Source organism: Vibrio aquimaris, assembly GCF_009363415.1.
GTDB classification, from domain to species: domain Bacteria; phylum Pseudomonadota; class Gammaproteobacteria; order Enterobacterales; family Vibrionaceae; genus Vibrio; species Vibrio aquimaris.
On record NZ_CP045350.1, the window covers coordinates 127,348 to 153,215 of the forward strand.

General features: G+C 43.3%; 24 protein-coding genes. 13 read left to right on the forward strand and 11 right to left on the reverse strand.

The features are described from left to right. Positions 1–97 precede the first annotated feature (97 nt). The gene (locus tag FIV01_RS00585) at positions 98–2,407 is read left to right on the forward strand and encodes a Tex family protein (RefSeq protein ID WP_152429278.1); all 2,310 of its coding nucleotides are present in this window, start codon (positions 98–100) and stop codon (positions 2,405–2,407) included. 57 nt (positions 2,408–2,464) lie between these two features. Here the strand turns inward: FIV01_RS00585 and FIV01_RS00590 are convergent, their stop codons facing one another. Beyond that, a complete protein-coding gene (locus tag FIV01_RS00590) occupies positions 2,465–2,935 on the reverse strand; it encodes an ATP-dependent Lon protease (RefSeq protein ID WP_152429279.1) in 471 nt (156 codons plus the stop codon). Between the two features lie 111 nt (positions 2,936–3,046). Further along, entirely contained in the window at positions 3,047–3,844 is a 798-nt protein-coding gene (gene bioH, locus FIV01_RS00595; RefSeq protein ID WP_152429280.1) for a pimeloyl-ACP methyl ester esterase BioH, read from the reverse strand. A 62-nt stretch (positions 3,845–3,906) separates the two neighbouring features. On the opposite strand from bioH, the gene FIV01_RS00600 reads away from it, so the two are divergent. The 4 genes from FIV01_RS00600 (at position 3,907) to cysQ (ending at position 6,825) form a co-directional block, all read left to right on the forward strand. After that, the gene (locus FIV01_RS00600; protein WP_152429281.1) at positions 3,907–4,632 is read left to right on the forward strand and encodes a phosphoribosyltransferase family protein; all 726 of its coding nucleotides are present in this window, start codon (positions 3,907–3,909) and stop codon (positions 4,630–4,632) included. A 72-nt stretch (positions 4,633–4,704) separates the two neighbouring features. Continuing rightward, positions 4,705–5,292: a Fe-S biogenesis protein NfuA gene (gene nfuA / locus FIV01_RS00605; RefSeq protein WP_152429282.1), complete on the forward strand. Its 588-nt coding sequence runs from the start codon at positions 4,705–4,707 to the stop codon at positions 5,290–5,292. Between the two features lie 129 nt (positions 5,293–5,421). Next, positions 5,422–5,970 carry an ADP compounds hydrolase NudE gene (nudE, locus tag FIV01_RS00610; RefSeq protein ID WP_152429283.1) on the forward strand — a complete coding sequence of 183 codons (549 nt, stop codon included), beginning with the start codon at positions 5,422–5,424 and terminating at the stop codon, positions 5,968–5,970. A gap of 27 nt (positions 5,971–5,997) precedes the next feature. Further along, positions 5,998–6,825 (forward strand): 3'(2'),5'-bisphosphate nucleotidase CysQ, encoded by an 828-nt coding sequence (gene cysQ / locus FIV01_RS00615; RefSeq protein ID WP_152429284.1) that lies wholly within the window; start codon positions 5,998–6,000, stop codon positions 6,823–6,825. 25 nt (positions 6,826–6,850) lie between these two features. Here the strand turns inward: cysQ and recG are convergent, their stop codons facing one another. The 5 genes from recG to gmk form a co-directional block, all read right to left on the reverse strand. Beyond that, positions 6,851–8,929 carry an ATP-dependent DNA helicase RecG gene (gene recG / locus FIV01_RS00620; RefSeq protein WP_152429285.1) on the reverse strand — a complete coding sequence of 693 codons (2,079 nt, stop codon included), beginning with the start codon at positions 8,927–8,929 and terminating at the stop codon, positions 6,851–6,853. A 102-nt stretch (positions 8,930–9,031) separates the two neighbouring features. Further along, complete coding sequence (trmH, locus tag FIV01_RS00625; RefSeq protein ID WP_152429286.1) at positions 9,032–9,715, reverse strand: tRNA (guanosine(18)-2'-O)-methyltransferase TrmH; 684 nt, start codon at positions 9,713–9,715, stop codon at positions 9,032–9,034. A 60-nt stretch (positions 9,716–9,775) separates the two neighbouring features. Further along, positions 9,776–11,890, reverse strand: coding sequence for a bifunctional GTP diphosphokinase/guanosine-3',5'-bis pyrophosphate 3'-pyrophosphohydrolase (spoT, locus tag FIV01_RS00630; protein WP_152429287.1), 2,115 nt, complete (start codon positions 11,888–11,890; stop codon positions 9,776–9,778). A 39-nt stretch (positions 11,891–11,929) separates the two neighbouring features. After that, positions 11,930–12,202: a DNA-directed RNA polymerase subunit omega gene (rpoZ, locus tag FIV01_RS00635; RefSeq protein ID WP_006957184.1), complete on the reverse strand. Its 273-nt coding sequence runs from the start codon at positions 12,200–12,202 to the stop codon at positions 11,930–11,932. 116 nt (positions 12,203–12,318) lie between these two features. Beyond that, positions 12,319–12,942, reverse strand: a complete 624-nt coding sequence (gene gmk / locus FIV01_RS00640; RefSeq protein ID WP_152429288.1) for a guanylate kinase — start codon at positions 12,940–12,942, stop codon at positions 12,319–12,321. A 314-nt stretch (positions 12,943–13,256) separates the two neighbouring features. Here gmk and FIV01_RS00645 point away from each other — a divergent pair, with 314 nt between their 5' ends. The 6 genes from FIV01_RS00645 to FIV01_RS00670 all read left to right on the forward strand — a co-directional run bounded on the left by FIV01_RS00645 (position 13,257) and on the right by FIV01_RS00670 (position 21,010). Further along, on the forward strand, positions 13,257–14,924 hold the full coding sequence (locus FIV01_RS00645; protein ID WP_152429289.1) for a hypothetical protein: 1,668 nt from the start codon (positions 13,257–13,259) through the stop codon (positions 14,922–14,924). Positions 14,925–15,243: 319 nt separating this feature from the next. Next, the gene (locus FIV01_RS00650; RefSeq protein WP_152429290.1) at positions 15,244–16,509 is read left to right on the forward strand and encodes a DNA cytosine methyltransferase; all 1,266 of its coding nucleotides are present in this window, start codon (positions 15,244–15,246) and stop codon (positions 16,507–16,509) included. After that, entirely contained in the window at positions 16,502–18,925 is a 2,424-nt protein-coding gene (locus tag FIV01_RS00655) for a sensor histidine kinase (protein ID WP_152429291.1), read from the forward strand. Before FIV01_RS00650 ends, FIV01_RS00655 begins: the two co-directional genes overlap by 8 nt. Then, the gene (locus FIV01_RS00660) at positions 18,922–19,812 is read left to right on the forward strand and encodes a hypothetical protein (RefSeq protein WP_152429292.1); all 891 of its coding nucleotides are present in this window, start codon (positions 18,922–18,924) and stop codon (positions 19,810–19,812) included. The genes FIV01_RS00655 and FIV01_RS00660 overlap by 4 nt, the downstream gene beginning before the upstream one ends. Then, positions 19,793–20,257 carry a phosphatase domain-containing protein gene (locus FIV01_RS00665; protein WP_246210414.1) on the forward strand — a complete coding sequence of 155 codons (465 nt, stop codon included), beginning with the start codon at positions 19,793–19,795 and terminating at the stop codon, positions 20,255–20,257. Before FIV01_RS00660 ends, FIV01_RS00665 begins: the two co-directional genes overlap by 20 nt. Positions 20,258–20,281: 24 nt before the next feature. Continuing rightward, a complete protein-coding gene (locus FIV01_RS00670; RefSeq protein ID WP_152429293.1) occupies positions 20,282–21,010 on the forward strand; it encodes a restriction endonuclease in 729 nt (242 codons plus the stop codon). 378 nt (positions 21,011–21,388) lie between these two features. Here the strand turns inward: FIV01_RS00670 and FIV01_RS00675 are convergent, their stop codons facing one another. Both FIV01_RS00675 and FIV01_RS20565 read right to left on the reverse strand, forming a co-directional pair. Continuing rightward, positions 21,389–22,255, reverse strand: coding sequence for a YicC/YloC family endoribonuclease (locus FIV01_RS00675; RefSeq protein ID WP_152429294.1), 867 nt, complete (start codon positions 22,253–22,255; stop codon positions 21,389–21,391). A gap of 14 nt (positions 22,256–22,269) precedes the next feature. Beyond that, complete coding sequence (locus tag FIV01_RS20565) at positions 22,270–22,434, reverse strand: hypothetical protein (protein ID WP_172971798.1); 165 nt, start codon at positions 22,432–22,434, stop codon at positions 22,270–22,272. Here FIV01_RS20565 and rph point away from each other — a divergent pair. Then, on the forward strand, positions 22,434–23,150 hold the full coding sequence (rph, locus tag FIV01_RS00680) for a ribonuclease PH (RefSeq protein ID WP_152429295.1): 717 nt from the start codon (positions 22,434–22,436) through the stop codon (positions 23,148–23,150). The genes FIV01_RS20565 and rph overlap by 1 nt on opposite strands. 84 nt (positions 23,151–23,234) lie before the next feature. Next, on the forward strand, positions 23,235–23,876 hold the full coding sequence (gene pyrE, locus FIV01_RS00685; RefSeq protein WP_152429296.1) for an orotate phosphoribosyltransferase: 642 nt from the start codon (positions 23,235–23,237) through the stop codon (positions 23,874–23,876). 72 nt (positions 23,877–23,948) lie between these two features. On the opposite strand, the gene lpxM is transcribed toward pyrE, so the two are convergent. Together lpxM and FIV01_RS00695 are read right to left on the reverse strand one after the other, a co-directional pair. Further along, entirely contained in the window at positions 23,949–24,908 is a 960-nt protein-coding gene (gene lpxM, locus FIV01_RS00690; protein ID WP_152429297.1) for a lauroyl-Kdo(2)-lipid IV(A) myristoyltransferase, read from the reverse strand. 6 nt (positions 24,909–24,914) lie between these two features. Next, a complete protein-coding gene (locus tag FIV01_RS00695; RefSeq protein WP_152429298.1) occupies positions 24,915–25,865 on the reverse strand; it encodes a Kdo(2)-lipid IV(A) acyltransferase in 951 nt (316 codons plus the stop codon). Positions 25,866–25,868 lie beyond the last annotated feature (3 nt).

The following is a 25,868-nucleotide window of genomic DNA, read 5'->3' on the forward strand; positions in this document are numbered from 1 at the left end:
TTTTACTCAACATAGTTAAAAACATTGCAAATTCTGTATAGAACCCCAATGTTCTACGGATAAATCCCATCACTAAGAATTAAAAGAGAATCACCGGATGAGCCAAGCTATCTGCCAAATGATTGCTCAAGAACTTAATGTTCGTCCTGAGCAAGTCACTGCTGCTGTTGACCTAATTGATGACGGCAATACCGTCCCTTTTATTGCTCGATATCGAAAGGAGGCGACAGGTGGCCTGGATGATACCCAATTACGTAATCTCGATAGCCGACTCGCATACTTAAGGGAACTAGAGGATCGTCGTCAGACCATTCTAAAGTCGATTCAGGACCAAGGTAAACTCACCGATCAATTGGCTAAAGATATTCACCAAGCGGAGAGTAAAACCCGTTTGGAAGACTTGTATTTGCCTTTTAAACCTAAACGTCGAACCAAGGGGCAAATTGCCATTGAGGCGGGTCTTGAGCCATTGGCAGAAACGCTGTGGAATCACCCTGAACATGATCCTGAGCAACAGGCCTCTGACTATGTTGATTTGGAAAAGGGTATAGCAGATACCAAAGCGGCACTTGATGGTGCACGTGCCATCATCATGGAGCAAATCGCAGAAGACGCCGATCTGCTTGAGAAAATACGTTCATATCTTAACCGTCACGCTGAACTGGAAGCCAGAGTTGTTGAAGGAAAAGAGCGCGAAGGAGAGAAATTTAAAGACTATTTCTCACATTCTGAGCCTTTAAATAAAGTGCCTTCTCATCGCGCGCTTGCCATGCTGCGTGGTCGCAATGAAGGCTTTCTTACACTGACCATGAATGCGGATCCTTCGCAAGAGCAAGGTGCTCGTCAGTCTTATTGTGAAACCATTATTGCCGATCATTATGGTATTACTCTAAGCGAGGCCCCGAGTGATGGCTGGCGTAAGCAAGTGATCAGCTGGGCGTGGCGCGTGAAAGTGTCAATGCACATGGAAACTGAGCTCATGGGTGCGATGAAAGAGCGAGCAGAGGTTGAAGCAATAGAAGTTTTTGCTACTAACCTCAAAGACCTTTTAATGGCAGCGCCTGCTGGTCCTCGAGCCACCTTAGGATTGGATCCAGGCTTGAGAACCGGCTCAAAAATCGCTGTGGTAGATTCAACAGGTAAAGTGCTAGCGACCGATACCATTTATCCTCACCCTCCGCAAAATCAATACGATAAGTCGGCTCAGGTTGTTGCCAAATTAGTCGAAAAGCATCAAGTCGATTTGATTGCGATTGGCAATGGCACTGCATCGCGTGAAACCGATAGTTTCGTTGCAGAGCTTGTGAAACGTCATAACCTTAAAGTGCAAAAAATTATGGTTAGTGAGGCTGGGGCGTCTGTGTATTCAGCTTCTGAACTGGCAGCCAAAGAGTTTCCTGATTTGGATGTTTCACTTCGAGGGGCGGTTTCGATTGCTCGCCGCCTGCAAGACCCCTTAGCAGAGTTAGTGAAAATCGACCCTAAATCTATTGGTGTGGGCCAATACCAGCATGATGTCAGTCAATCTATGCTGGCGAAACGCTTGGACGCTGTAGTTGAAGATTGTGTGAATGCTGTTGGCGTTGACGTCAACACGGCTTCATCCGCTCTATTGAGCCGAGTGGCAGGTCTGTCTAGTACGATTGCACAAAATATTGTCGACTATCGCGATCAACATGGTCGATTCGAGGCGCGCACCGTGCTTAAAAAAGTTGCTCGCCTTGGGCCTAAAGCCTTTGAGCAGTGCGCGGGCTTTTTGCGCATCATGGGAGGCAAAAATCCATTGGATGCCTCATCGGTTCATCCAGAAGCGTATCCTGTAGTAAAAGCCATTGCAGAAAAAAACGCTAAGAAAGTGGATGCGCTGATTGGCGACACTCAGTTTTTACGGGGGTTGCATGCGATTGACTACACTGATGAGCACTTTGGCCTGCCTACGGTAACTGACATTATCAAAGAGCTTGATAAACCCGGCCGAGACCCTCGTCCAGAGTTCAAGACGGCAACTTTTGCCGATGGCGTTAATACGGTGTCCGATCTTGAACCAGGAATGGTACTGGAAGGCGTTGTGTCTAATGTGGCTAACTTTGGCGCTTTCGTTGATATTGGGGTGCATCAGGACGGTCTAGTGCATATTTCGGCATTAACCGATCGCTTTGTTTCTGATCCAAGAGACGTGGTCAAAGCGGGCGATATCGTTAAAGTCAAAGTGATGGAAGTCGATGTTCAGCGCAAGCGTATCGGTCTATCCATGCGTCTTACCGATGAACCTGGGCAAGATAACCGCTCACAACGTGCGGCACCAGCAAATAAAAAACAGGGCCGTACTCCGGCCCGCAGTAATGAATCGTCAAATAATGCGATGGGCGGCGCTTTTGCTGCCGCTTTTGCCAAAGCGAAAAAATAACGCCAAGGCCGATATAAACCCCCACTAAAGGGGGTTTTATTAGTATCAAGCGTTTTATTACAACACCGCTATGACATCTGAAGGAGTGTTTGGTGCAACCGCATCGCCATAATGAAATTTGATGATGGTTCTGCGTTTGGCCATTCTCCCTTCAGTGATCGCTGCATCAATAATGTACCTTGGTAACCGAAAGCGCATTGCGTAGCCTTTGCCTTGATCCTTACTGTAGCTATCTAGAGCAATTAGCTTGAAAATCCTATCGAGAGTATCGTTAGGGTTTTCATGATAAGTCGGCTTCACGTCTTCTTGTTCACTGGCTTCATAGCTTGGATGCTCAGCTGGATCCCAAGAAGACTGTTTTCGCCTTTTATCGTCCGCTTTAACTTGGCGCTCTGCGTTACTTTTGGTTAATGCCACCGTAGGGTTGACGGGCTCGCGAACCTTGTTGTCTCGTGCAACCTGTTCGGTTTGCACATTAACCGATGGAGCGATCAGCGGTACGCTTACGTTCGTAGGTGATACGAGCATTGCTTAACCTCCTCACGCTCAGTCAACAACGCATAATAAAACAGCGTTTTCTTGACTTAGTTACTTATCGGCTTACTTGATTAAAATTTTAGCTTATTGATTGAATTATTTTTATTTTGTCTTAGCGAAGTGAATGACCTTTTGGCAAAACTGCTCATTTTCTGTGATAAATGGAGCATGTGAGGAAGCGCTAAATATATGGCTGTTACTTATCGGCATGAGTGTATCGACCTCTGTTGCCACGTGCTTTGGTACTAAGCCATCTAAGCGACCATACATACGAAGAGTTGGAATATCTAACTGTTTGAGAAGGTGCCTGTGATCGACGCTAGAGAGCAGCTCTAGACCAGCAATGAGTGATTCAGTATTGGGTAATGGCCGAGATAATACCGCTTGTTTAAGGCTTTTGATATCTTGACGCGCAGAAGGGCTGCCCATTGCCTGCAATGCCATAAACCTTTCGATTGTGAGTTTGAAATTGTCAACTAATTGCTCAGTGAAATTGTTGAGTACTTTGGGCTGTATTCCTTTCCATTGTTTGTGCGCAGAAAACTTTGGTGAGCTGGCAACCGTGATTAATTTAGCGATATGCTCGGGGTGTTTTAAGGCGATGTGTGTAGCAACTAAGCCACCTAGTGACCAGCCGAGCCAGGTCGCGTTCTTCGGCGCTCCTGTCAGGATTTGCTGACTCAAGTCTTCTAAGGTGTTAAACGTGAGGTGATTGCTATGGCCAAAGCCGGGCAGGTCAATAACATGAACTCGAAAATGTTCACTTAATTGCTCGGCAGTTTGATGCCAAACCGCCCCATTCATTCCCCAGCCGTGGATAAGAATCAAGTCACTGCCTTGACCGCTACGTTGCCAGTATGGCGTTGCGTGTTTGCTCTCAGTTTGTACCACGTTTTTCATCCTTAAGATTTCATTCAAACGGTTAAATTATCCTGACTACTGGTTTGGCAGGCAAAGAGCACATGTTAACCGATTGGATTGGTAAATACACAGCTTACCTGTTACCCAAACATTGCGACTTATGCGGCTTACTTATTGAGAGGCCGCATTCTCATCCCATTGTGTGTCGTATCTGCTTGGATAATATGACTCGTCAGTCTTGCTGTTTACGTTGTGGGCTTATCGTTCCAGTCAAAGCGGAGCAATGTGGGCGCTGTCTTGTTTCACCGCCTCCTTGGTCGCATCTGTATTGTGTCGGTGATTATCAACAGCCTCTGTCAAGTTATATTCATCGATTAAAGTATTCTGGGCAGTTTTGGCATGCAAAGACACTGGCTTTACTACTTACTCCTCACCTTAGGGAAAAACCTGACTTGATTACTTTTGTGCCACTGCACTGGCAGCGCTTTTTATATCGAGGCTATAACCAAAGCCAGCACTTGGCTTGGGAGATTAGTCACTCGATGCAGGTTAACTGCTTCGGTATTTTTCGTAAAGTCAGAGCAACACTGCGCCAACAAGGTATGACTAAACAGCAAAGACAACGCAATGTCAGGCAGGCTTTTAAGCTGTGCCTCCCTATCAATGCTGAACATGTCGCCATTGTTGATGATGTTCTAACCACAGGAAGTACGGTTGAACCTTTGTGCGAACTTCTTACTCAGCATGGAGTGAAAAGGATTGATATATATTGCATTTGCCGAACCTCTGAACCTAGGGATAAGCTGAGTGGTGCGAATTTGATCTAAAGGGCTAGATCTTGCAGAAATCAGGAGTAAAATGAGAGGTAAATAGCCTACAAAATTACTCAGGTATTCGTCGTGTCAAATTCTATTACTATTACTGAAAATGCCCAGCAGCACTTTGCTAACCTATTAAGTCAGCAACCTGAAGGTACAAACATTCGCGTGTTTGTGGTAAACCCTGGTACTCAGAATGCCGAGTGCGGCGTTTCTTATTGCCCAGTGGAAGCCATTGAATCTTCGGACACAGAAATTAAATATCAAAGCTTCTCTGCGTATATTGATGAACTAAGCTTGCCTTTTCTTGAAGACGCCGAGATTGACTATGTGACAGACAAAATGGGCTCTCAGCTGACCCTAAAAGCGCCCAATGCTAAAATGCGTAAGGTAGCGGATGATGCGCCATTGCTTGAGCGTGTTGAGTATGCGATTCAAACCCAAGTTAACCCTCAGTTAGCAGGGCATGGCGGACACGTCAATCTGGTTGAAATTACCTACGATGGTGTTGCTATTGTTGCCTTTGGTGGTGGTTGTAATGGCTGTTCTATGGTTGACGTAACACTTAAAGAAGGTATTGAGAAAGAGCTGTTGCAGCAATTTGAAGGCGAATTGACAGCGGTTCGTGATGCGACAGAACATGATCGCGGAGAGCACTCTTACTACTAAATAAACCTAGCTTAGTAAGAAAAGCAATGATCTTGATTTGAAAGGTTGGCGATAAAGTCAGCCTTTTTTGTTTTCAAAACTATTTGTTTTCTCATATATTAGGGGCTTAACCAGACTAAGGAGTAGTGAGTGGCTAAGCAAAACCTTCCCCAAATCCTGAGTAAACAGACGGTAGCACAGTCTAAGCTATTTACTGTAGAGGCGCTTGATTTACGTTTTAGTAATGGTGTCGAGCGAACCTATGAGCGAATGAAACCTAGTGGTCGAACTGCGGTTATGATGGTACCGGTGACAAAAGAAGGGGACTTATTGCTAGTTAGGGAATATGCAGTAGGCACTGAGTCTTATGAACTGGGTTTTCCAAAAGGTCTAGTGGATCCTGAAGAGCTGCCCATTGATGCTGCAAACCGAGAACTCAAAGAGGAGATTGGTTTAGGAGCTAATAAACTTACGCCACTTAAAGAAGTTGTCCTCGCCCCTTCTTATTTTTCGAGTAAAATGACCTTGTTTATTGCAGAAGATCTATACTCAGAACAATTAGAAGGTGATGAACCAGAGCCCCTGGAAGTGATTCGTTGGCCACTTTCTCAAGCAGAAGAGCTTCTTACTCACCTCGACTTTAGTGAAGCGCGCAGTATAACAGCGTTATTACTTGCTCTACGTACCCTAAAACCATAACCAATGTAGAGCCTTGAAGGATTGATTATGCCAATGACCGAAGACTTTTCTCAGCATCTGCCAGCCGTGATTGATATTGCTCGGGCGGCGGGCCAGTTAACGCTTGATATCTATCAAAAAAAAGACTACCAAGCTTATACAAAAAGTGATCAGACCCCGGTAACGAGCGCAGATATCGCCGCCCATAAATTAATATTGGAAAAGCTAACCGAGCTTACTCCAGAGACGCCTGTACTCTCTGAAGAGGATGCGGATGTTAGCTTAGAGAAAAGGTCGAATTGGCATCGTTACTGGTTAGTTGACCCCTTAGACGGAACTCAGGAGTTTATTGCTCGTAGTGGTGACTTTGCCACCATCATTGCACTGGTGGAAGATCACAGGCCGGTGATGGGGGTGGTCTATAGTCCAGTATCAGGCGTCACTTATTATGCCTACAAAAACAAAGGCGCGTGGAAGATCCCTGATATGGATGAGAGCCTGCGTATTAATACGCTGCATCATGAAGGGCAAGCCGATTCGATTGCGATGGCAATAAGTCGCAGGCAAGACATTAGCCGTATTACCAGCCGGATGAACAGTCGATGGAATTACGACCTTGTTCCACTCGGATCTGCGGCCTTGAAAGCTTGTCTGGTTGCAGAAGGGGCTGTGGATTGTTATCTGCGCCTTGGGCCTACTGGTGAATGGGATACAGCTGCGACTCAGTGCATCGTCGAAGAAGCGGGAGGGAGAATATTAAGTACCCAACTCGAACCGCTTTCCTATAATGAGCGAGAAACACTGGAAAATCCGAATTTTATTGTGCTTGGTGATCAGAGCCTGCCTTGGGATGAAATCTTACAAGTAAAAGACTGAGCTACATCGCCTTAAGTACCCTAGATTAGGCCTTGGAGTAGATATCTCTCTCGCCAAGCCAGCGTTCAATAATTGCACTTGCCTTTTCTGGGTAGTTATCATGAATATGGCGCGCGACGCGCTGAACTTCGGGAATTAAGTGCTGATCTCTCACTAAATCTGCGATTTTAAAATCGGCAATGCCAGTTTGTTTGGTGCCGAGCAACTCTCCTGGCCCGCGAATTTCCAAATCGCGCTGCGCAATCACAAATCCATCGTTACTTTCTCTAAGTACGCCCAAGCGTTTTTGTGCCGTTTTCGATAAAGGTGAGTGATATAACAAAACACAGTGACTGGCGACACTGCCTCGACCAACCCTTCCTCGCAGCTGATGAAGCTGAGCTAAACCTAAACGCTCTGGGTTTTCAATAATCATCAAGCTAGAGTTTGGTACGTCGACACCAACTTCTATTACCGTTGTCGCAACCAATAAGTGCAGTTTGTTATCCTTGAAATCCTGCATGACTGACTGTTTTTCTGCTGGTTTCATTCGTCCGTGGACCAAACCAATTTTTACCTCGGGTAATTTTGTTTGTAATTCTTGAGCGGTATCTTCTGCTGCTTGTGCTTCGAGTACTTCTGATTCATCAATCAGGGTACAAACCCAATAAGCTTGTTTGCCTTCATTGAGACATGCGTTGCGCACCCTTTCAACAATCTGGTCGCGTTTGCTATCAGGGATAGCGACGGTTTGAATAGGGGTTCTACCTGGAGGGAGTTCATCAATCACAGAGGTTTCCAGATCGGCATAGGCTGTCATCGCTAGAGTGCGGGGGATCGGGGTTGCGGTCATAATGAGCTGATGAGGGTATGCACCTTGCTTTTGCCCTTTTTCTCTCAGTTCAAGGCGCTGATGTACACCAAAGCGGTGTTGCTCATCAATAATCACCAGCGCTAAGTTATGAAAATTTACCTGCTCTTGAAACAAGGCGTGGGTGCCGACGACCATTCGAGCTTGGCCACTGGCAATATTCTCCAGCTCCGCTTGTTTGGCTTTACCTTTGAGTTTTCCGGCCAGCCAACCGACCTCAATACCCATTGGCTCAAGCCATTGTTTAAAATTAATCGCATGTTGCTCTGCCAGAAGCTCAGTTGGAGCCATAAGAGCGACTTGATAATTATGCTCAAGCGCTCGAAGTGCAGCGAGTGCTGCAACCAAGGTTTTCCCTGACCCTACATCGCCTTGCACTAGACGCATCATGGGGTGAGGCTTTTCTAAATCTTGTTCAATTTCTTTTACAACTCGTGATTGTGCCTGAGTGGGAGAAAAAGGGAGCTGTTGCAACAGCTTTTGTTTTAATTCTGTTTTTTCAGACAGAGGGAAAGCGGCGTCTTTCTGACTTTTACTTCTTACCGATAGCATAGAGAGGTTTTGCGCTAATAATTCTTCCATGATAAGGCGAATTTGTGCTGGATGTTTGCCTTGATCGAAGGATTCTAGATCAATACTTGGAGTGGGCCTATGTATGATATGCAGTGCTTGATTTAAAGAAATCTGTTGATCATATAGCCCAGCCGGTAAAAGCTCTTGTACCGCTGTCTTGTTAAGCAGTTCCAGAGCCTGATCGGTTAGGCTGCGCAGCGTAAGCTGGCGCAGACCGTCAGTGGTTGGATAGACTGGGGTCAGCGTCTTTTCAAGCTTGGTGACTTGTTCAGGTGCATAAAATTTGTAGTCAGGGTGAATGATTTCCAGCCCCGTACTCCCTCGCTTTACTTCGCCATAAGCATGGACTTGCTTGCCTTCACTAAAGTTATTTTTCATTGCGGCAGTAAAATTGAAAAATCTTAGTGTAATCGTCCCATTACCATCACTGACCTTTACTGCCAGCATGCGGCGTTTCCCAAATAAGGTGTCGGCGCTCATTACCTTGCCTTGAACACTCGCCCACAAACCCGGATGCAGTTTGATAATAGGGTAGATGCGTGTTCTATCCTCATAGCGATGAGGAAGGTGGAAGAGCAAGTCTTGAACTGAATGAAGACCCACTTTTGATAACTTTTCTGCGACTTTCGCTCCAACACCAGTCAGAGAAGTTAAGGAAATGGCAGAGAGTAATTGAGACATGACACAGCTCGGTACGTTATTTACTGGCTAATCGACTTTACTAGTTAACCACTGAGCTGTGTTTTTGTACAGGGAAACTTAGGTCCTGTGCCGAGTTTTGCTTTATTTTTGCTGCATCTCTCGCCACCAATCTTCACTTGCGATTACCTCACCCTGTTCATCGATAAGTGGATAAGGCAAGCCTTTGCGCTTGGCAACTTTGGCTAGCACAGGGTGGCCGCGTTCAAACAAAACTTTTTGCACAGTACTTTCAGCGATTGGATTGGCTGGGTTGTCATACAAACCCGCAGCTTGCCTCTGGCGCTGAGCCTCATACATGATAACGGCACTAGCAACTGACACATTGAGTGATTGCACCATGCCCAGCATTGGAATAATGATATCTTGATCGGCGAGCTGTTTGGCTTGCTCTGATGCCCCCATTTTCTCGCCACCCAGAATGATGGCTGTCGGCTTGGTGTAATTAATGTCGCGAAAATCGACCGCGGTTTCCGACAAATTGGTGACTAAAACCTGCATATTTTGCTGTTTTAGTATATTCACGGCGTCGTTAATCGTATCGTGGGTTTCTACTTCTACCCAGTTGCGAGCTCCCGCTGATGTATGACTGAGTGTGCGCATTGCATTTGGCCAAACGGCATGTATTTTATGGATAGCAGTGGCATCGGCGCTGCGAATTACGGCTGAGACATTGTTAGGTTTATGGACTTCTTCGAGACAAAATGTCAGGTCAGTTTGGCGTGACTTGAGGACTTGTTGAATCCGTTGGTAACGTTCTAAGTTCATAGTTATATGTGTGATTTAAGCCCTTGAGCCAGTAAGCTCAAGGGCATAGTTAAGACAAGGTTAGTTTTTGCGACGTCGCACCTTAAGAGCATGAGGCATGGCTTTAATTTTGCGCATGATGCCAGCAAGATGGACCCTATCCTTGGTAGTGAGCAGAACTGTGACTGTGTATAAACGACCGTCTTTCTCTTCCGTTGATAGTCCGTGAATATTTGAACCCGTTTTTGAGATAACATTAGTCAGTTCAGCAAGAACGCCTTGACGATTTTGCACATCCACATACAGCTCGGTTATAAACTCTTGTTCATAATCATCAGACCATTCTACCGCCATGTATTTATCGAGCTCTTTTTGATAGCCGCGTACATTCGGGCAGGTCTCTCTGTGGACAACCAAGCCTCGCCCTGGTGATACATGGGCAATAATATGGTCATCAGGTATCGGATGACAGCAGTTAGCAAATGTGAGAAGCAATCCTTCCGCGCCGCGTATTGGCAACTTCTTCTTCGGCTTACCGCCTTCTGAAGGTTTGAGCTCATCGGCATCGCCTAGTAGCCTGCGCGCAATCACTATACTCATCAACTCACCCAGCCCAATGTCTGCCAATAGTTCATCGACGTTATCGATTTTTAACTCAGATAAGACATGCTGGATATTCTCTTCACGAATATCTGATAGCGACAAATCACCTAGAGCGTGATTGAGTAAACGGCGACCAAGGGTGATGGACTCTTCGCGGCGCATGGTTTTGAGCACTTGGCGTATTTTGGTTCGAGCCCGTGATGTAACCACATAGTTTAGCCAAGCTGCGTTGGGACGAGCTCCAGGCGCGCTGATGATTTCAATCGCTTGACCATTTTTGAGCGATTTACTCAAAGGATAAGGGTTGCGATCTACTCGTGCGCCGACACAGGTATTGCCCACATCGGTGTGAACAGCGTAGGCAAAATCGACAGCGGTTGCACCCACAGGGAGCTCAACAATACGACCTTTGGGGGTAAACACATAAATTTCGTCTGGGAAGAGATCTGATTTTACGTGTTCGATAAATTCGAATGAGTTACCCGCGCTTTGCTGTAATTCCAGCAGGCTTTGCATCCAGCGCTGAGCTTTAATTTGCGCTGTGGTGCCAGAGCGATCGCTGTTACCTTTATAGGACCAGTGTGCCGCGACCCCTTTGTCTGCCATTTGGTCCATATCTTCAGTACGGATCTGGACTTCAACGGGCACACCATGAGGGCCAACCATAGAGGTGTGAATGGACTGATAACCATTCGCCTTAGGCACGGCTATGTAATCTTTCATTCTTCCTGGGCGCGGTTTATACAAGCTGTGAACTTGTCCTAAAACGCGATAACAGGTGTCGGCGTCAGAGACGACAACTCTGAATGCGTAGATATCCATGATGGTGTGAAAGCGTTGTTCTTTGGTCTTCATCTTGTTGTAGATGGAATAGAGGTTTTTCTCTCGACCAAACACTCGTGCTTTGAGCCCAATTTCTTCGAGGCGGCCTTCAATTTCATCATGGATACGCTGAATCATCTCTTTACGGTTACCGCGCGCTGATTTAACAACGGCTTTTAACACGCGGTAGCGATTTGGATACAAGGCTTCAAAGCCTAACTCTTCGAGTTCAGTTTTGATGTTATGGATACCCAAACGATGAGCAAGCGGTGAGTATATTTCTAGGGTTTCTCTGGCAATACGACGTTTCTTGTCTGCTCGAAGCGCCCCTAAAGTGCGCATGTTATGGGTTCTGTCGGCAAGCTTGATAAGGATGACACGGATATCTTGCACCATGGCAAGAACCATTTTACGAAAATTTTCTGCTTGCGCTTCTTTACGATCACGAAATTTGAGTTTATCAAGTTTCGATACCCCGTCGACCAGTTCAGCAACAGTCGCACCAAATTGATTTTCTAAATCTTGTTTGGTTGCGGCAGTGTCTTCGATGACATCATGCAGTAGTGCGGCTTGTAGCGTCTCAATATCAAGGCGCATTTCAGCGAGAATTCGCGCCACGGCGACAGGGTGGATAATATAAGGTTCGCCACTTGAGCGAGTTTGCCCTTCATGGGCATCTTTCGCTACCACATAAGATTGACGCAGAGCCTCAATTTGAGGCTCTGGTAAGTATTCTTGGGCAACGTCTTTTAAGCTGTCGAATAGATACAAACTTTAGGCCCGAAAGATAGTTATTAGAAGAGTGTCAGATTAGCGACTGTGTGCAATACTGCTTACAGCTGCTAGCTCTGCTGCTTCTTGTTCCTGTTGCTCCTGACGCTCTCTAGCATCAAGAATTTCTTTAGTGATTAGGCCTTCTTCAATTTCGCGTAGAGCGATAACAGTTGCCTTATCATTCTCCTCTGGCACTAGTGAATCTTTACCACCAGTTTGCATTTGACGAGCGCGGCGAGCCGCAATAAGAACTAGGTCGAAGCGGTTGCCAACTTTTTCAACAGCGTCTTGAACAGTTACGCGTGCCATGAGAACTCCAAATTAGTTAACTAAAAATTTTGTATGACGAGAAATTATACAGTCTCTATGTTCTCAGTGTCTAGTAGCCACTGAGAGTAATTAGTGATAAACCACCGACAGGCGGCTTAATCTGCTAAAAGTGCATCAAGCATCACCTTATATTTGGCGGCTTGTTTATCTTGTTTTAATCTTTCAGCTCGAATGATCGCCTTAAAATCGATAAGTGCGTTATCGAAATCGTCGTTAACAATCACATAGTCATATTCGGTATAGTGAGAAATCTCAGACTTTGCTTCTGCCATACGTTTCGCAATCACAGCGTCACTGTCTTGCCCGCGAGCATTGAGTCGACGTTCCAACTCGTCGTCTGAAGGCGGTAAAATAAAGATACTCTGCGCTTTGGGCATTTGTTTCCGGATTTGCTGGGCTCCTTGCCAATCGATATCTAGGAAGATATCAATACCTTTATCTAAATTCTCTTCAATCCACAGGCGTGATGTTCCATAGTAGTTGCCAAACACTTCAGCGTATTCAAGAAAAGCGCCTTGCTCGATGAGTTCTTCGAAGGATTCTTTTTGCACGAAGTGATAATGAACACCGTCTTGTTCACCTGGGCGCATGCCACGGGTCGTGTGTGATACTGACACCTTCATGGCATAGGTCGGATTGGTCTCTAGCATGGCAGAAATCAAGCTAGATTTTCCTGCCCCGCTTGGTGCAGATACGATGTAAAGAGTGCCTTTTCCCATGGGTACATTCCAAATTTGTTTCTATTTTGTCTGCTTTACGCTGACATATTAAAGATAGCACTGACCGTGAGAAATCACTGAAGTGATTAAGTTTCAGTCATAAAAAGGGAGCCGAAGGTTAGCACAGGTTGTTTGTCTGGAACAAGCATTCGAGGTGGTCGATATAGCCTAGTGTATTTGAAGAGGCAAGATTCTAGTGAAAAACTTCTCAGGTTTAAGGCAATATCAGAAAAAACACCTAGGATTATAAGGAAAAATTGTTGATTTTTTTGACAACAATTTTGAGTTAGATCCAATCATACAAGGGAGAGTAAGTGTTGTTAAAGCGAATTTTTTTGGTAGTAATGCTTGGTTTTCCTGTAGGTGTTGGAGCAAATGGTGATTCTTCTACCGTTAATGCGGCTGATGATAAGGTTTGTGAGAAAGAAGGAAGTGCATGCCCTAACAATCAAGGGTCTGATATAAAGAATTCTGAACAAGGGTATTACCAATATCTACTCAATCAATTTAGACAGGTGATCCTGGGAGAAATGGATGGTTTTGCCGCTGTGGTTCAAGGAGCTAACCATAGCCGTTTTCCCTACTGGTATCTCAATGATAGTTTTACCTTCAATCAATACACCTATGATTACATCAGCGCGCGTGTTTTGCCTGATATGATCCGCGGCAGTGCCGAGCTGCTTGAAGGAAAAAGTTTCAATCATGCTTATTTACAGGTGATGTCTGCTATCTCCTATGGTTTGAATGAGCAAACAAAGCAGCAGTTAGCGGAGCATCAAAAAGAGCTAGAAACGCTTGCCAGTGAGCTAGTTGATGTTTACGAATACGCGTTTAACCCGATTACCCCAGAATACATAGAGAAGGCGAATCAAGCGCTTGAACCTTACAAAGGCACTGTTGAGACCAGACTCGACTATGTTGTCGATTATGCGGTTGCATTTAATTGGAGCGGGCATGCAGCAAAAGACGAGCCGCCACTAGCGTTTTCCAAGCTTGCAGATGCGAACAACTTAACCCAAGTTTTACCGGAGATGCCCGCTTCTGGCGCAGGGGTGCTGCAAAAGCTCGGCTTGTACTTGCATTCCTATCAGGTGATAAGCGCGATGAGTAATGGTTTCCAGCACAATTCTTCAATGCTTAAGTCTGCAATCAGTAATCTACAGTCACCTAGTCATGACTCTGGTGGAATCAAGACCTTTAATCCAGTTGATGGCAGTGAGTCAAAAGATTATCAGCCCAGATATGATATTGGTATTTCACTTGCCGATATTACAAACTCATTGAATAGCCCCGATCGAACGCTCGGTTTAACATTGTATCTTGACCCAGAGAAGGCTAAGTCAGCGCAGCAAGCCTTAGTTGGAAATCTAGAGTTTGTTGATGATGTAGGGCGGTCGGTTGATTTAAACTCCCTCGCTACAGTAGCGCCGATAAAGATAGAGGTTAGCTATCAAGGTTATGTTTATTTGCCAATTAAAAAAGACAGCTTGAACTCAGATGGGCAGTCTGGCTGGTATTTTAATGACCCTATATGGCAGTCAATCCAGAATCAAGGCCAAGACGAAACTGGATATCAGCTGATATACAAACCACCCTTTAACCTTGATTGCCATAATCAAGGTGGTAATTTAGCTGAACTAACAGGCGTGCTAATTGCCAACCCTCCTAAAGTCGTGATTACTTTTGAAGGGGCAGCTGAAGTATTACCAAGCCTTTTTGCTCAAGGCTCTGGCATCGGCAAGATTCAATTTGATTCTCAAGGCCCTAGCCTTGGAATTGGACAGCGCAGTTATCGCTATCGTATTACCGATGATAAAAATGGCCACAAGAGCTTAACTTTAACATCCGATAATCAGAGAGAGCCTGACTCTCAGACAAGTACTCTAAAAGCTAGTGTCCCGTTAGGGCTAAGAATGGCAGAGGTGCTATTGGTGACTTACAAGTACCCAGCCGAACAAGGGAATAGGGCTTGCCAAATATAACGAACCAGCTCTAGGCCGCAATGGCTGACCTAGAGCTGGTTTCTTACCTTATTCAATATTTTGGAGCCGAATCAGTAAATGAAACTTATACTTATGATATTTAAGTGTTTAATTGTATTTTCTATAAATCAGTCACCAATTCTGTCACCACTTTGATATGGTGGCATCTAGATTTGTTCAAGAAAGCTGTTACCTCTTCTCGTTGAACAGAATCTTCTTCTTTCTCACAAAGCTACAACCTTTTAGTCCTGGTATTTTGCTAGTTTTTCTTTAGAATAATACTATACATATGCAATTAAGATTTAAGAGTATTTTCTAGATGTCATGTCAGTCAGACTCAGCACAAAAAGCAACATATATTGACCTTTTCTCTGGATGCGGAGGGCTTTCGTTAGGCCTCGGCAATGCAGGCTGGCATGGTCTTTTTGCGGTAGAAAAAGATCCCATGGCATTTTCTACTTTTAAGCACAACCTTATAGATGGGAAACATGCGCATTTTGATTGGCCTGAATGGTTACCTAAAGAGGCGACAACTATTCAAAATCTTCTAGAGAGGTATCCTGAAAAACTAACCGCTTTAAAAGGAAAGGTTGATTTGATTGCAGGAGGTCCACCGTGTCAAGGCTTCTCCCTTGCTGGACGCCGGAATGCCAAAGACCCGCGTAACAAGCTATCTGATGAATACATCAAGATGGTAGAGATTATTTCACCTAAGTATTTGCTACTTGAAAATGTGAGAGGCTTCAATGCTTCTTTCAGAGCTCCTGAGGGTAAAAAAGCAAAGAAACCACATTCCATGATAGTTAAAGCTAAGCTCGAAAAACTAGGATATAAGGTATTCACAGACTTTCTATGTAGTGCTGACTTTGGAGTTCCGCAAAAACGCACTCGTTTTATTATGATTGGTGTTAAAAAAGATCTTGTTGACCAGAAGTTCGAGAATCCTTTTGAAGTTATATCTCGTAGCAGAAGAGACTTTTTGAAAAGTAAGAAATTGCCTTTACGACCAGTGAAAGTGAGTGATGCAATTGGAGATTTGTTGGTAAAGACCAATGGTCTTACTTATCACTCTGGAAGCGATAAAAGTGGTTTCAAGCAAGTTGATTATAAGGTGCCGTCCAAACCTTCAAAATATCTCCGAGTAATTAGAAAGGACTCCGGTAAAGCAAAACCTAATAGTCTTCGCTTAGCTAGACACAAGCTTAGCACAATTGAGAAGTTTACCAAGATACAAGAAATTTGTAAGCCAGGAGTTAGTTTAAGTGATCAAATGCGCTTGGAAATTGGGACTAAGAAACAAGCAATCACAGTTTTGAATGCCGATGAACCGTCGAAGACTTTAACAACACTACCAGATGATTTGCTGCACTATAGCGAGCCGCGAATTCTAACCGTTAGGGAAATGGCTCGCATTCAATCATTCCCAGATAGCTTTGATATTTTGGGTAAGTATACGACTGGTGGTGAAAGAAGAACGCAGGAATGCCCTAGATATACTCAGGTGGGTAATGCTGTACCTCCACTATTAGGTGAGGCTTTAGGATTTACGATTCTTAAAATAATGGCTAGGTTAGAAAATGGATAAATTACAGTTCGAAGTTAGTTCTGGATTGAAATCAATAATAGGAAAAGATCTAATTACCAATGATATCGTGGCAATTTTCGAATTGGTAAAGAACGCCTATGATGCAAATGCTAATAAAGTTGACATAATTTTCACCACTAAATTTGATAAAATAAAAGTTGATAATCAACATATAGATGTAGCTTACAAAGATAAAATATTTATTATCGACAACGGTAAAGGTATGTCATATGAAGACATTTTAGAAAAATGGCTAAAAGTTGCTTATTCCGCGAAAAGGGATGGAACAGAAGACCATATCGACAGGACGTATGCGGGTAATAAAGGAGTCGGTAGATTCTCTTGTGATAGATTAGGCTCCGTTCTAAGGATTCAGTCAAAAACAAAACACTGTAGTAGAGTGTCTAATTTGTATATAGATTGGGGAGACTTTGATAAGGACTATAAAAAAGAGTTTTCTAGTATTGATATACTTTATGATACCAAAGAGGATTTTGAGCTACCTAATGAGTTAGATGGAAAAATTAAATCTGGTGTGGTGATTGAGATCTCATCGTTAAGAGAGCAATATTCTTGGACGACTAAAAAATTACTGGATTTAAAAAGAAATTTAATAAAACTTGTCGATCCCTTTGGTGATTCACGATCCGGATTTGATATATATATAACCGACGAACATTCAAGAGAACATGATAAATCAATAATTAATGGAAATCTTCTAGTCGAAGATAAGGAAACTAGTATTATTAATGGTAAGATTACTAATACTATTATTGATGTGTTGAAATCAAAAACTACCTATCTAGAGGTCGAGTTAAATCATAATCACTTATATTCAACTCTTACAGATAGAGGAGAATTGGTCTATAAGATAAAAGAGCCAATCAACTCAAATAGTTTCTTGATTGACAGTTCATTTAAATGTGAATTGTTCTTTCTGAATAGGTCTGCGAAATCAACATTTACTCGAAGAATGGGAACTCCTTCAGTTAGCTATGGTTCTCTATTTTTATTTAGAAATGATTTTAGAGTATACCCAGTTGGTGAAGAGGATAATGACTTTTGGGGGCTCAACAAACGTAAGCAACAAGGTCACTCTAGATACTTGGGTAGTCGAGATGTGTTGGGGAAAGTAGAAGTATGGGGTAATGAGGATAAGTTTCGAGAAGCTTCTAGCCGAGATATGGGGTTAATTAAAACTGATGCATCGGAAGAGTTGAAGAAAGTAATCTTAGATAAGGTTGTGAAAAAGCTCGAAGCTTATGTTGTTGGTATTCAGTGGCAAGATTCTTTTGACAAAGACTATGATACTCCGGAAAGAATGTTTCGCGATGAGAACAAGGCGAAAATACTGGACCTAGTATCTAAAATTTCAGGCACTGAGTCAGTGGAGCTTATTGACTACAATAATGATTTAGTTGCTATTTATGACGAAAAGTCTAAGCACTTTGAATCTACTATTGACAAGCTCGTTAATCTCGCTGATGAAACTAATAACACCAAGCTTCTCAAGTTGGTTAAGGAAGCTACCTCAAGGTTTGAGGTAGAAAAAAGTAGAGCCATAGAGGCTAGAAGACAAGCTGATTTAGAGCAAGAACTACGTCGTGAAGCAGAAAAAAAAGCACGCGAAGAATCTAAGCGAAGAGTTGAAGAAGAAGAAAGGCGAAGACTAGCAGAAGCGCAAGCTAACAGGTTTAAAATAGAATCTCAAAAAGAGAAGTCTCGAAATTTATTTCTTTCGGCTATGGAAACTGATAGAGACAAAGAAAAGTTAGAGAGCTTTATACACCAACTTATAATTTATTCCGCCGCTACTAAAGACCTTATTAACGACTCCATTAGTAAAGTTAACCGAACTACAGGCCCACTGAATAAACAAGATATAATAGATACATTTTCAGAGATTTTGAACAATAATGAGAAAATAATAACCACCTCTAGATTTGCTGTTTTAGCTGATTTTATGCTTGATTCTGCTTGTATTGAGGAAAATCTTGCTAATTATATCTCTCAGTATATGAATGATATTATAACAGCATACAATCAGAAAATAAGAATAGAGACAAACATTCCGAGTGACATTGATTTCGTTATTAGGTTTTCCCCAATTGAAATTGGCTTGATATTTGACAATTTAATTGCAAACTCTCAGAAGGCACGGGCATCAAAAGTCTCTGTAGAAGCCGAAGTTGAAAAGAACAAATATTTAATAGTGAAAATAACAGATAATGGACGTGGAATAAGTGATCAAGTAGACCCAAATAGGATATTTGAGAAAGGGTACACGTCAACAAATGGATCTGGGCTAGGGTTATACCATGCAAAAACTCAAGTAGAGAAAATTGGAGGGGAAATTTTCCTAGATCAGGAGCAGCCTAAGCGTGGTACTCGATTTATTATAAGGATAAAAAAATGAAACTAACCTATGATATTTTGTGGTTTGAAGACCAGTTCGACGTCATTGCGCCTTCAGTATCTAGACTTGAAGGATTTATTCGTGATCAGGGTTTGATCCCCGTTTTTGAGAAACGAAGCGGTATTACTGAAGAAGAAATATATACACTTGCAGATAAGCTTGAAAAGAACAACCCATATGATCTAGTTATTTTCGATTTTGATATGGGAGATGGTTCGCTAGACGGTATCGAAATAGCAAAAATACTTAGAACAAATATATACACGGACATGGTTTTTTATTCTGGGAAGAAACCAGATGAAATTAACGAGCTCGTCTATAAGAATGGTATTCAAGGTGTATATATAGCGCACAAGTTAAATTTAATTGATGATGTTGAACCATTAATACAAGACCAAATAAAAAAGATATCCAGCCTTAATGGTGCTAGAGGGTTGCTGATGTCCGAATCAAGTCAAATTGATATAGACTTAAGGAGTAAAATAATAGGTGTCATACACGCTTTAGAGAACGATGATTTATCCAAAATTGATAAAGAAATAAGAAATAGGCTAACTAATAAAATTCAAGATAGAGGTGATAAAATCAAAGGGTTAGATATCGATAAAATTATATCTAACACCATGATAATGGACAATGATACATTGAGGAAAACTTGTAAAGATATATTTTCTTCATCGACTCTCTTTAATGAGGGTGGGAAGTATCAGGTAACTCAACAAGAAAGAAACTTCTTGGCTCACAATCCTCACGAAGTCCTCGAAAATGGAGATATACTGGTCAAGGGTATAACGAAAGAAAAAAGCTATAATCATGGTGAATTCAGTCGTGTGAGAAAAGAGCTGATTGAACTAAAGAGCCTTTTAAATGAAATTGATGCCCGATAAAACAGTTATAGTAGATCTTGATGGGACGTTAGCTCTAAACAAGCATAGAAGCCATTATATTGATAAGTCCAGCGGGCGAAAACCAGATTGGATTTCTTACTTCGAAGCTTGTGATGCGGACTTACCGAATCAGTCAGTAATTGAGACGGTTAACGCACTAAAGAAGCAGGGCTATCGAGTTCATATTTTTTCTGCTCGAGGTGACATAGTTAGAGCTAAAACAGTTGAATGGCTGTCTCTGCACGGTGTCGAGTATGACGCTCTAACTATGAGAGAAATGGATACATATACAGCAGACGAAATACTAAAACGTTTCTGGTTATTAGACCTTTATCCAAATTACAAAAAAGATATTCTTTGTGTTTTTGATGATCGAGATAAAGTTGTGAAAATGTGGCGTGAGTTGGGTCTAACATGCTTTCAAGTTGCTGAAGGAAACTTTTGATAATCACGACTTGCGTAGAGTGCTATGACTAGTTGGAAGAAATACGAAAGGTTTGTTGCTGAACTGTGTTCTGAAGATTACCAATCTACAGGTACAACCGTAATACCAAATGCGAAGATTAAAGGCTGTTTAAGTAAAACTATCCGACAGGTAGATGTACTCATTGACTCTCGTTTTGGTGATGATAGAGACCGAAGAATCATTGTCGATGCAAAGAAGTATAATCGCACCCTAAATGTCAAAGATGTCGAAAGTTTCCATGGCATGATGATCGATTTCTCATCTAAGGTAGGAATTCTAGTTTGTCCTAATGGATATAGTACTGCTGCAAAAAAAAGAGCACAGGACTTTATTAACCTTAAGATTGTGTCTTTGGAAGAGTTAGAGGATATCGATCTCGAATCATGGGATGATTGCCTCAGTGATAATTGTAATGAAAAATCTAAAAGAGGTTTGGTTCTGTGGGATGCCCCTATGGGAATTGGGTCATCTGCTTCGCCAGTTTCTATTTCCTGTATTGGGAAATGTGATGTTTGTGGTGACTTTCATATTTGGTGTTGGGATTGCGGTAAGAAGTTCTCCCTGAGTGATGAAAGCGAAGCTAAATGTAACTGTAAACATCCCTGGTTCTGGCTGACCGCGACTGAAGATGACGAAGCTAGCTCCAATGATAATGAGCAATCTACGTCGGTTTATTTGCTGTTAGTAACCCCTTTAGATGCTCTAATTGCTGATAGAAAACCATTGAGTTAGAGCTGCCTTTTTTCGTCACTTCGTTTAGATAATTACCTCTTCGATAAAGTTGTGCTCAGGTGTTTTATCACACTGCTGGACTGTTTTTAGCTGTTCAATCAAGAGCGTTAAATCGTTATCACTTAATTGCATAAATTCTTTTATGGTGTTTAGAGATCCATTTGATACTTGGAAGTGCCGATATTCGTTGCTGAAAAGCTTAACTCTGTCTCCCTCGGTATATTAGTACTGAAAATGTTTGTAAGAAACGCTACAAGCGAGTTTTCTATCTTACTGCTAAATTCCTATAATTTCATTTAGTTAATGGGATATTGACAGATAGCAAGTAACGCGTAATTACTCTTTATCTGTCACTCTTATGAAGGAGCTTTGGCACCATTATTCAATATTCTGGATTTGCTCTCGCATCTGTTCGATAAGAACTTTTAGCTCAACGCCTGAGGCTGTAATATCTTTGCTTATCGATTTAGATGCCAAGGTATTGGATTCGCGATTAAACTCTTGCATCATAAAATCTAAGCGCCGGCCGCAAGCGCCGCCTTTTTTAAGGATATTGTTTGCTTCTTTAACGTGTGAATCGAGGCGATCTAGTTCTTCTGCTACATCAGACTTTTGCGCAAGAAGGATAAGTTCTTGTTCCACACGAGAAGGATCAAGCTCGACCTTTGCTTCTTCAAACTTTGAGAACAATCGCTCGCGTTGCCACTCGATGATTTCGGGCATTCGAGCACGCACTTTGATGACTTCTTCTGTGATGGCCGACAAACGCTGCTCAATCAAGGCCTTCATGTTGTCGCCTTCACGGCCACGAGCGTCAATGAACTCGCTTACAGCGTCATCAAATGCAGCCAGTAAGTCTTTGTTAATCGCATCCATGTCTTGCTCTGAGCTTTCCATAACCCCTGGCCAGTTCATGATTTGAAATGGGTTTAATCGGTTGTCATCGCCTGTCATTGTCATCACTTGCTTGGCGGCATTGATCACTTGGTTGGCAAGGGTTTCGTTGATGCTAAGCTCGCCTTTGGCGGCAGGGTTAGCTTCAAAACGTAGAGCACATTCAACTTTTCCGCGTGCTAGGCGCTTTCTAAAACGTTCGCGCAGAACAGGCTCTAAGCCACGAAATTGCTCAGGTAGTCGAAAGTAGGTTTCTAAATAACGTTGGTTGACGCTGCGGATTTCCCATACTGCGCTGCCCCATTCACCTTTTACCTCTTTACGAGCATAAGCGGTCATACTGTAGATCATCGAATTTTCCTGTCTTAATCATCTGTGAAAATAACGCGTGGCAATAGTAGCAGAATAAGCTCGATTTGGTATCGCTGAAAAATAGGGTGCTTTTCCAGCACAGAGCTTTCTGCTAGAATCTTGCCCCAATCTGATTCGTCTTCCCCTATCTGTAGATAGACAACTAAGGTAGATGCCAATGCGTCCAAACGATCGCAAGGCGGACCAAGTTCGCCCAATTAAAATCACTCGTAATTACACGGCTTACGCTGAAGGCTCAGTTTTGGTTGAGTTTGGCAATACGAAAGTATTATGTAATGCGACCGTTGAAGAAAATGTACCTCGCTGGCTAAAAGGTCAAGGTAAAGGCTGGGTGACGGCTGAATACGGTATGTTACCTCGCTCGACGCACTCCCGCATGCGCCGTGAAGCGGCGAGTGGAAAACAAGGTGGCCGTACCATGGAAATTCAGCGCCTGATTGCGCGTAGCTTAAGGGCTGTGGTCGATCTTGAAGCTATGGGTGAAATTATGGTTACCGTCGATTGTGACGTGATTCAAGCCGATGGTGGAACGCGCACGGCTGCTATTTCTGGTGCCAGTGTTGCCATGGCTGATGCATTTCAGCATTTAGTCGATGGTGGTAAGTTGAAAGCAAACCCGATGAAAGGGCATGTTGCTGCGGTTTCTGTCGGTATGCTTGGTCAAGATGTATTGTGTGACCTAGAGTACGTTGAAGACTCTGCTGCTGATACCGATATGAATGTGGTGATGACAGAAGATGGCCGCATGATTGAGGTACAAGGCACCGCAGAAGGCGAACCTTTCAGCCATGATGACTTGATGAAGTTACTCGAGTCGGCAAAAACGGGAATTTGCGATATTGTCGCCGCGCAAAAAGCGGCGTTAGAGCAATGATTTTTAAATAGCTTCCAACCTAGGAAGCTATTTTTTTATCTTTTGGAAGATGGCCATAGGCATTATTAACTTAGAGAGAGAGCAATGAAAGCATACCAGCGTGAATTTATTGAGTTTGCACTAGAGAAGCAAGTATTAAAGTTTGGTGAGTTTACTTTAAAATCCGGCCGTAAGAGCCCTTATTTTTTTAACGCTGGTCTTTTTAATACAGGGCGAGATCTTGCTCGCCTAGGCCGTTTTTATGCTGCCGCTTTGGCAGATTCTGGGATTGAGTTTGATGTGCTGTTTGGCCCTGCCTATAAAGGCATACCAATTGCTACCACAACAGCAGTCGCGTTGGCTGATCATCATAACCTAGATACACCTTATTGCTTTAATCGTAAAGAAGCAAAGGATCACGGCGAAGGTGGCAACTTAGTTGGCAGTGCACTCGAAGGGCGCATCATGTTGGTGGACGATGTGATCACTGCCGGTACAGCTATTCGCGAGTCAATGCAGATTATCCAATCCAATGGTGCTGATTTAGCGGGCGTTTTAGTTGCTATTGACCGTCAGGAAAAAGGTAAGGGTGACTTATCTGCGATTCAGGAAGTTGAGCGTGATTTTGGCTGTGCGGTGATTTCTATCGTTAGCTTGGGCGATTTGGTTAGTTATTTAGAAGAGCAAGGCGATGCAATAGAGCATCTAGCGGCGGTAAAAGCCTACCGAGCTGAATTCGGTATCTAGAAGATAATCTAGCTCAGAAAAAAGGTTGACCTATGAGTCAACCTTTTTGCTTTTCAGTGTACATCTCTTGCTTTAGTTGTCATAAATCGCTCGGCCATCTCGCTGAGTTTTGAGCAAAGAGAGGTTCCACATGTATTGTTCAGGGTGAGGTCTTAACAGATCTTCAATGGCTTGATTCATCGCGCGCGCGTCTGCCTCTTCATCGCCTGTGGGGAAGTTTTCTAACGCTGGTAGAATATGTACTTCATATTTACCTGTCTTATCGTTATAAGCGGGTAAAACAGGCACGACTTTTGCTCTGGATAAGCGCGCCATTTTGCCAAAGCCTTTGAGTGTGGCTTTTTCCGTACCAAAGAAGGGAACGAAAACGGAGTTTTCAGCGCCAAAATCTTCATCTGGTAACCAGTAACCAAGGTAGCCATCTTTAATCGAGCGTACAAATGGCTTCACGCCGGCATCTCTTGCAAAAATGCGCCCACCATATTGCATACGCTGGACTTGCATTAACCAATCACCGATTGGGTTGCGTTGAGGCTTCATAATGGTAGTGACTTTATAGCCTTTAGCCGCGAGCATAACAGCAGGGTAGTCAACCGCCCAGGCGTGGGGAGCGAGAATTATCACCTTTTCGCCAGCATCTAGCAGAGGAAGGATGTTTTCTTCGCCTATCATTACGCCGCGATTTTGGTTGTGCTTGGTTGAGCGAACCAAAAACTCCGAATAGCCTAAAAGATACTGAGCGGCTTTTACAAAGGTCTCTTCTAATATCTGCTGACGCTCTGATTCGGATTTTTCAGGAAAGCAGTAAGCTAAGTTCACGCGGGCGCGGCGCACAACTCGGCCATTTTTTCTTACAATAAACACTGACAACTTACGAGCCAAAGTGTCACGCCAACGAAATGGAATAAAGGCGACAAGAGCCGCAAAGGCTATACCTAACCATGTTCCCCAATGTTTAGGGTGCAAAAAAGCCCATTCAAACTTTGGGTTATGCAGATGTTTTTCGATGCTATTTTTATCTGGGTTGCTCATTGAAACTTATTGATATCTTGAATTGGTGAGTGAGTGATCGGGTAAAGATTTAAAGCGTTTATGTAACCACATCCATTGCTCGGGCGCGCGCATGATAATTTCTTCGACAAATTTATTCATATAGGCTGCGGCGGCATCTTCATCTTTGTGCGGGAAGTCTTGCTCAATCGACTTGTCGGCAATGATTTCGTATTTGCCTTGCGGGTTGCGAAAGCCTGAACCTGGCACAATGGCGCTCTTACTGGTTGAGGCAAGAATCCGCGTTCCCGTTGTCGTACAGGCTTCTTTAACCGCAAAAAATGGTACAAATACGGATTTGTTGTGCCCATAGTCTTGGTCTGGTAGGTAGAAAAGCCTATGGCCTTGGCGTAGTACGCGTACCATTTGTTTTAAATCACGGCGATAAATCAACTGATTACCGTTGCGAGTACGGCCTCTGTACTGGATGAATTCATAGGCAGGATTAGTGTGTGGCCGGTAAGCACCGTATCCAGGAAGGCCCAATACAGCAAAGGCTCGGGCGGTGATTTCAAGGTTGAGCGCGTGCACGCAGCAAAGAAGAACACCTTTTCCTGCGTCTTGGTGCTTTTGCAATTCATCAATATCTTTGGCAATCAGAATACGTTTAAAGCGCCATGTTGGCCAAAACCAAGTGATACCAGTTTCAATCAGAGCCATACCGGTATTTTTGAAGTTTTCCTCTACCATATCGTCAATCTCTTTCGCAGACATGTTAGGGAAGGCAAGTTCAAGATTACGCTTAGCAATCTTTGCTCGTGACTTACCTATTTTGATGCCCAGAGAGCCAACCCCTCGTCCAATCTTGAGAAGTACAGCGTAGGGAAGTATGTTCACAATAAGGGCGAGAAAACCAAATCCTAGCCATACCCCCCAGTATTTGGGATGAAGTAAGCCTGCAGAAAACTCTGGTTTATCAAGGGTATTTTTTTTGTTCATGTT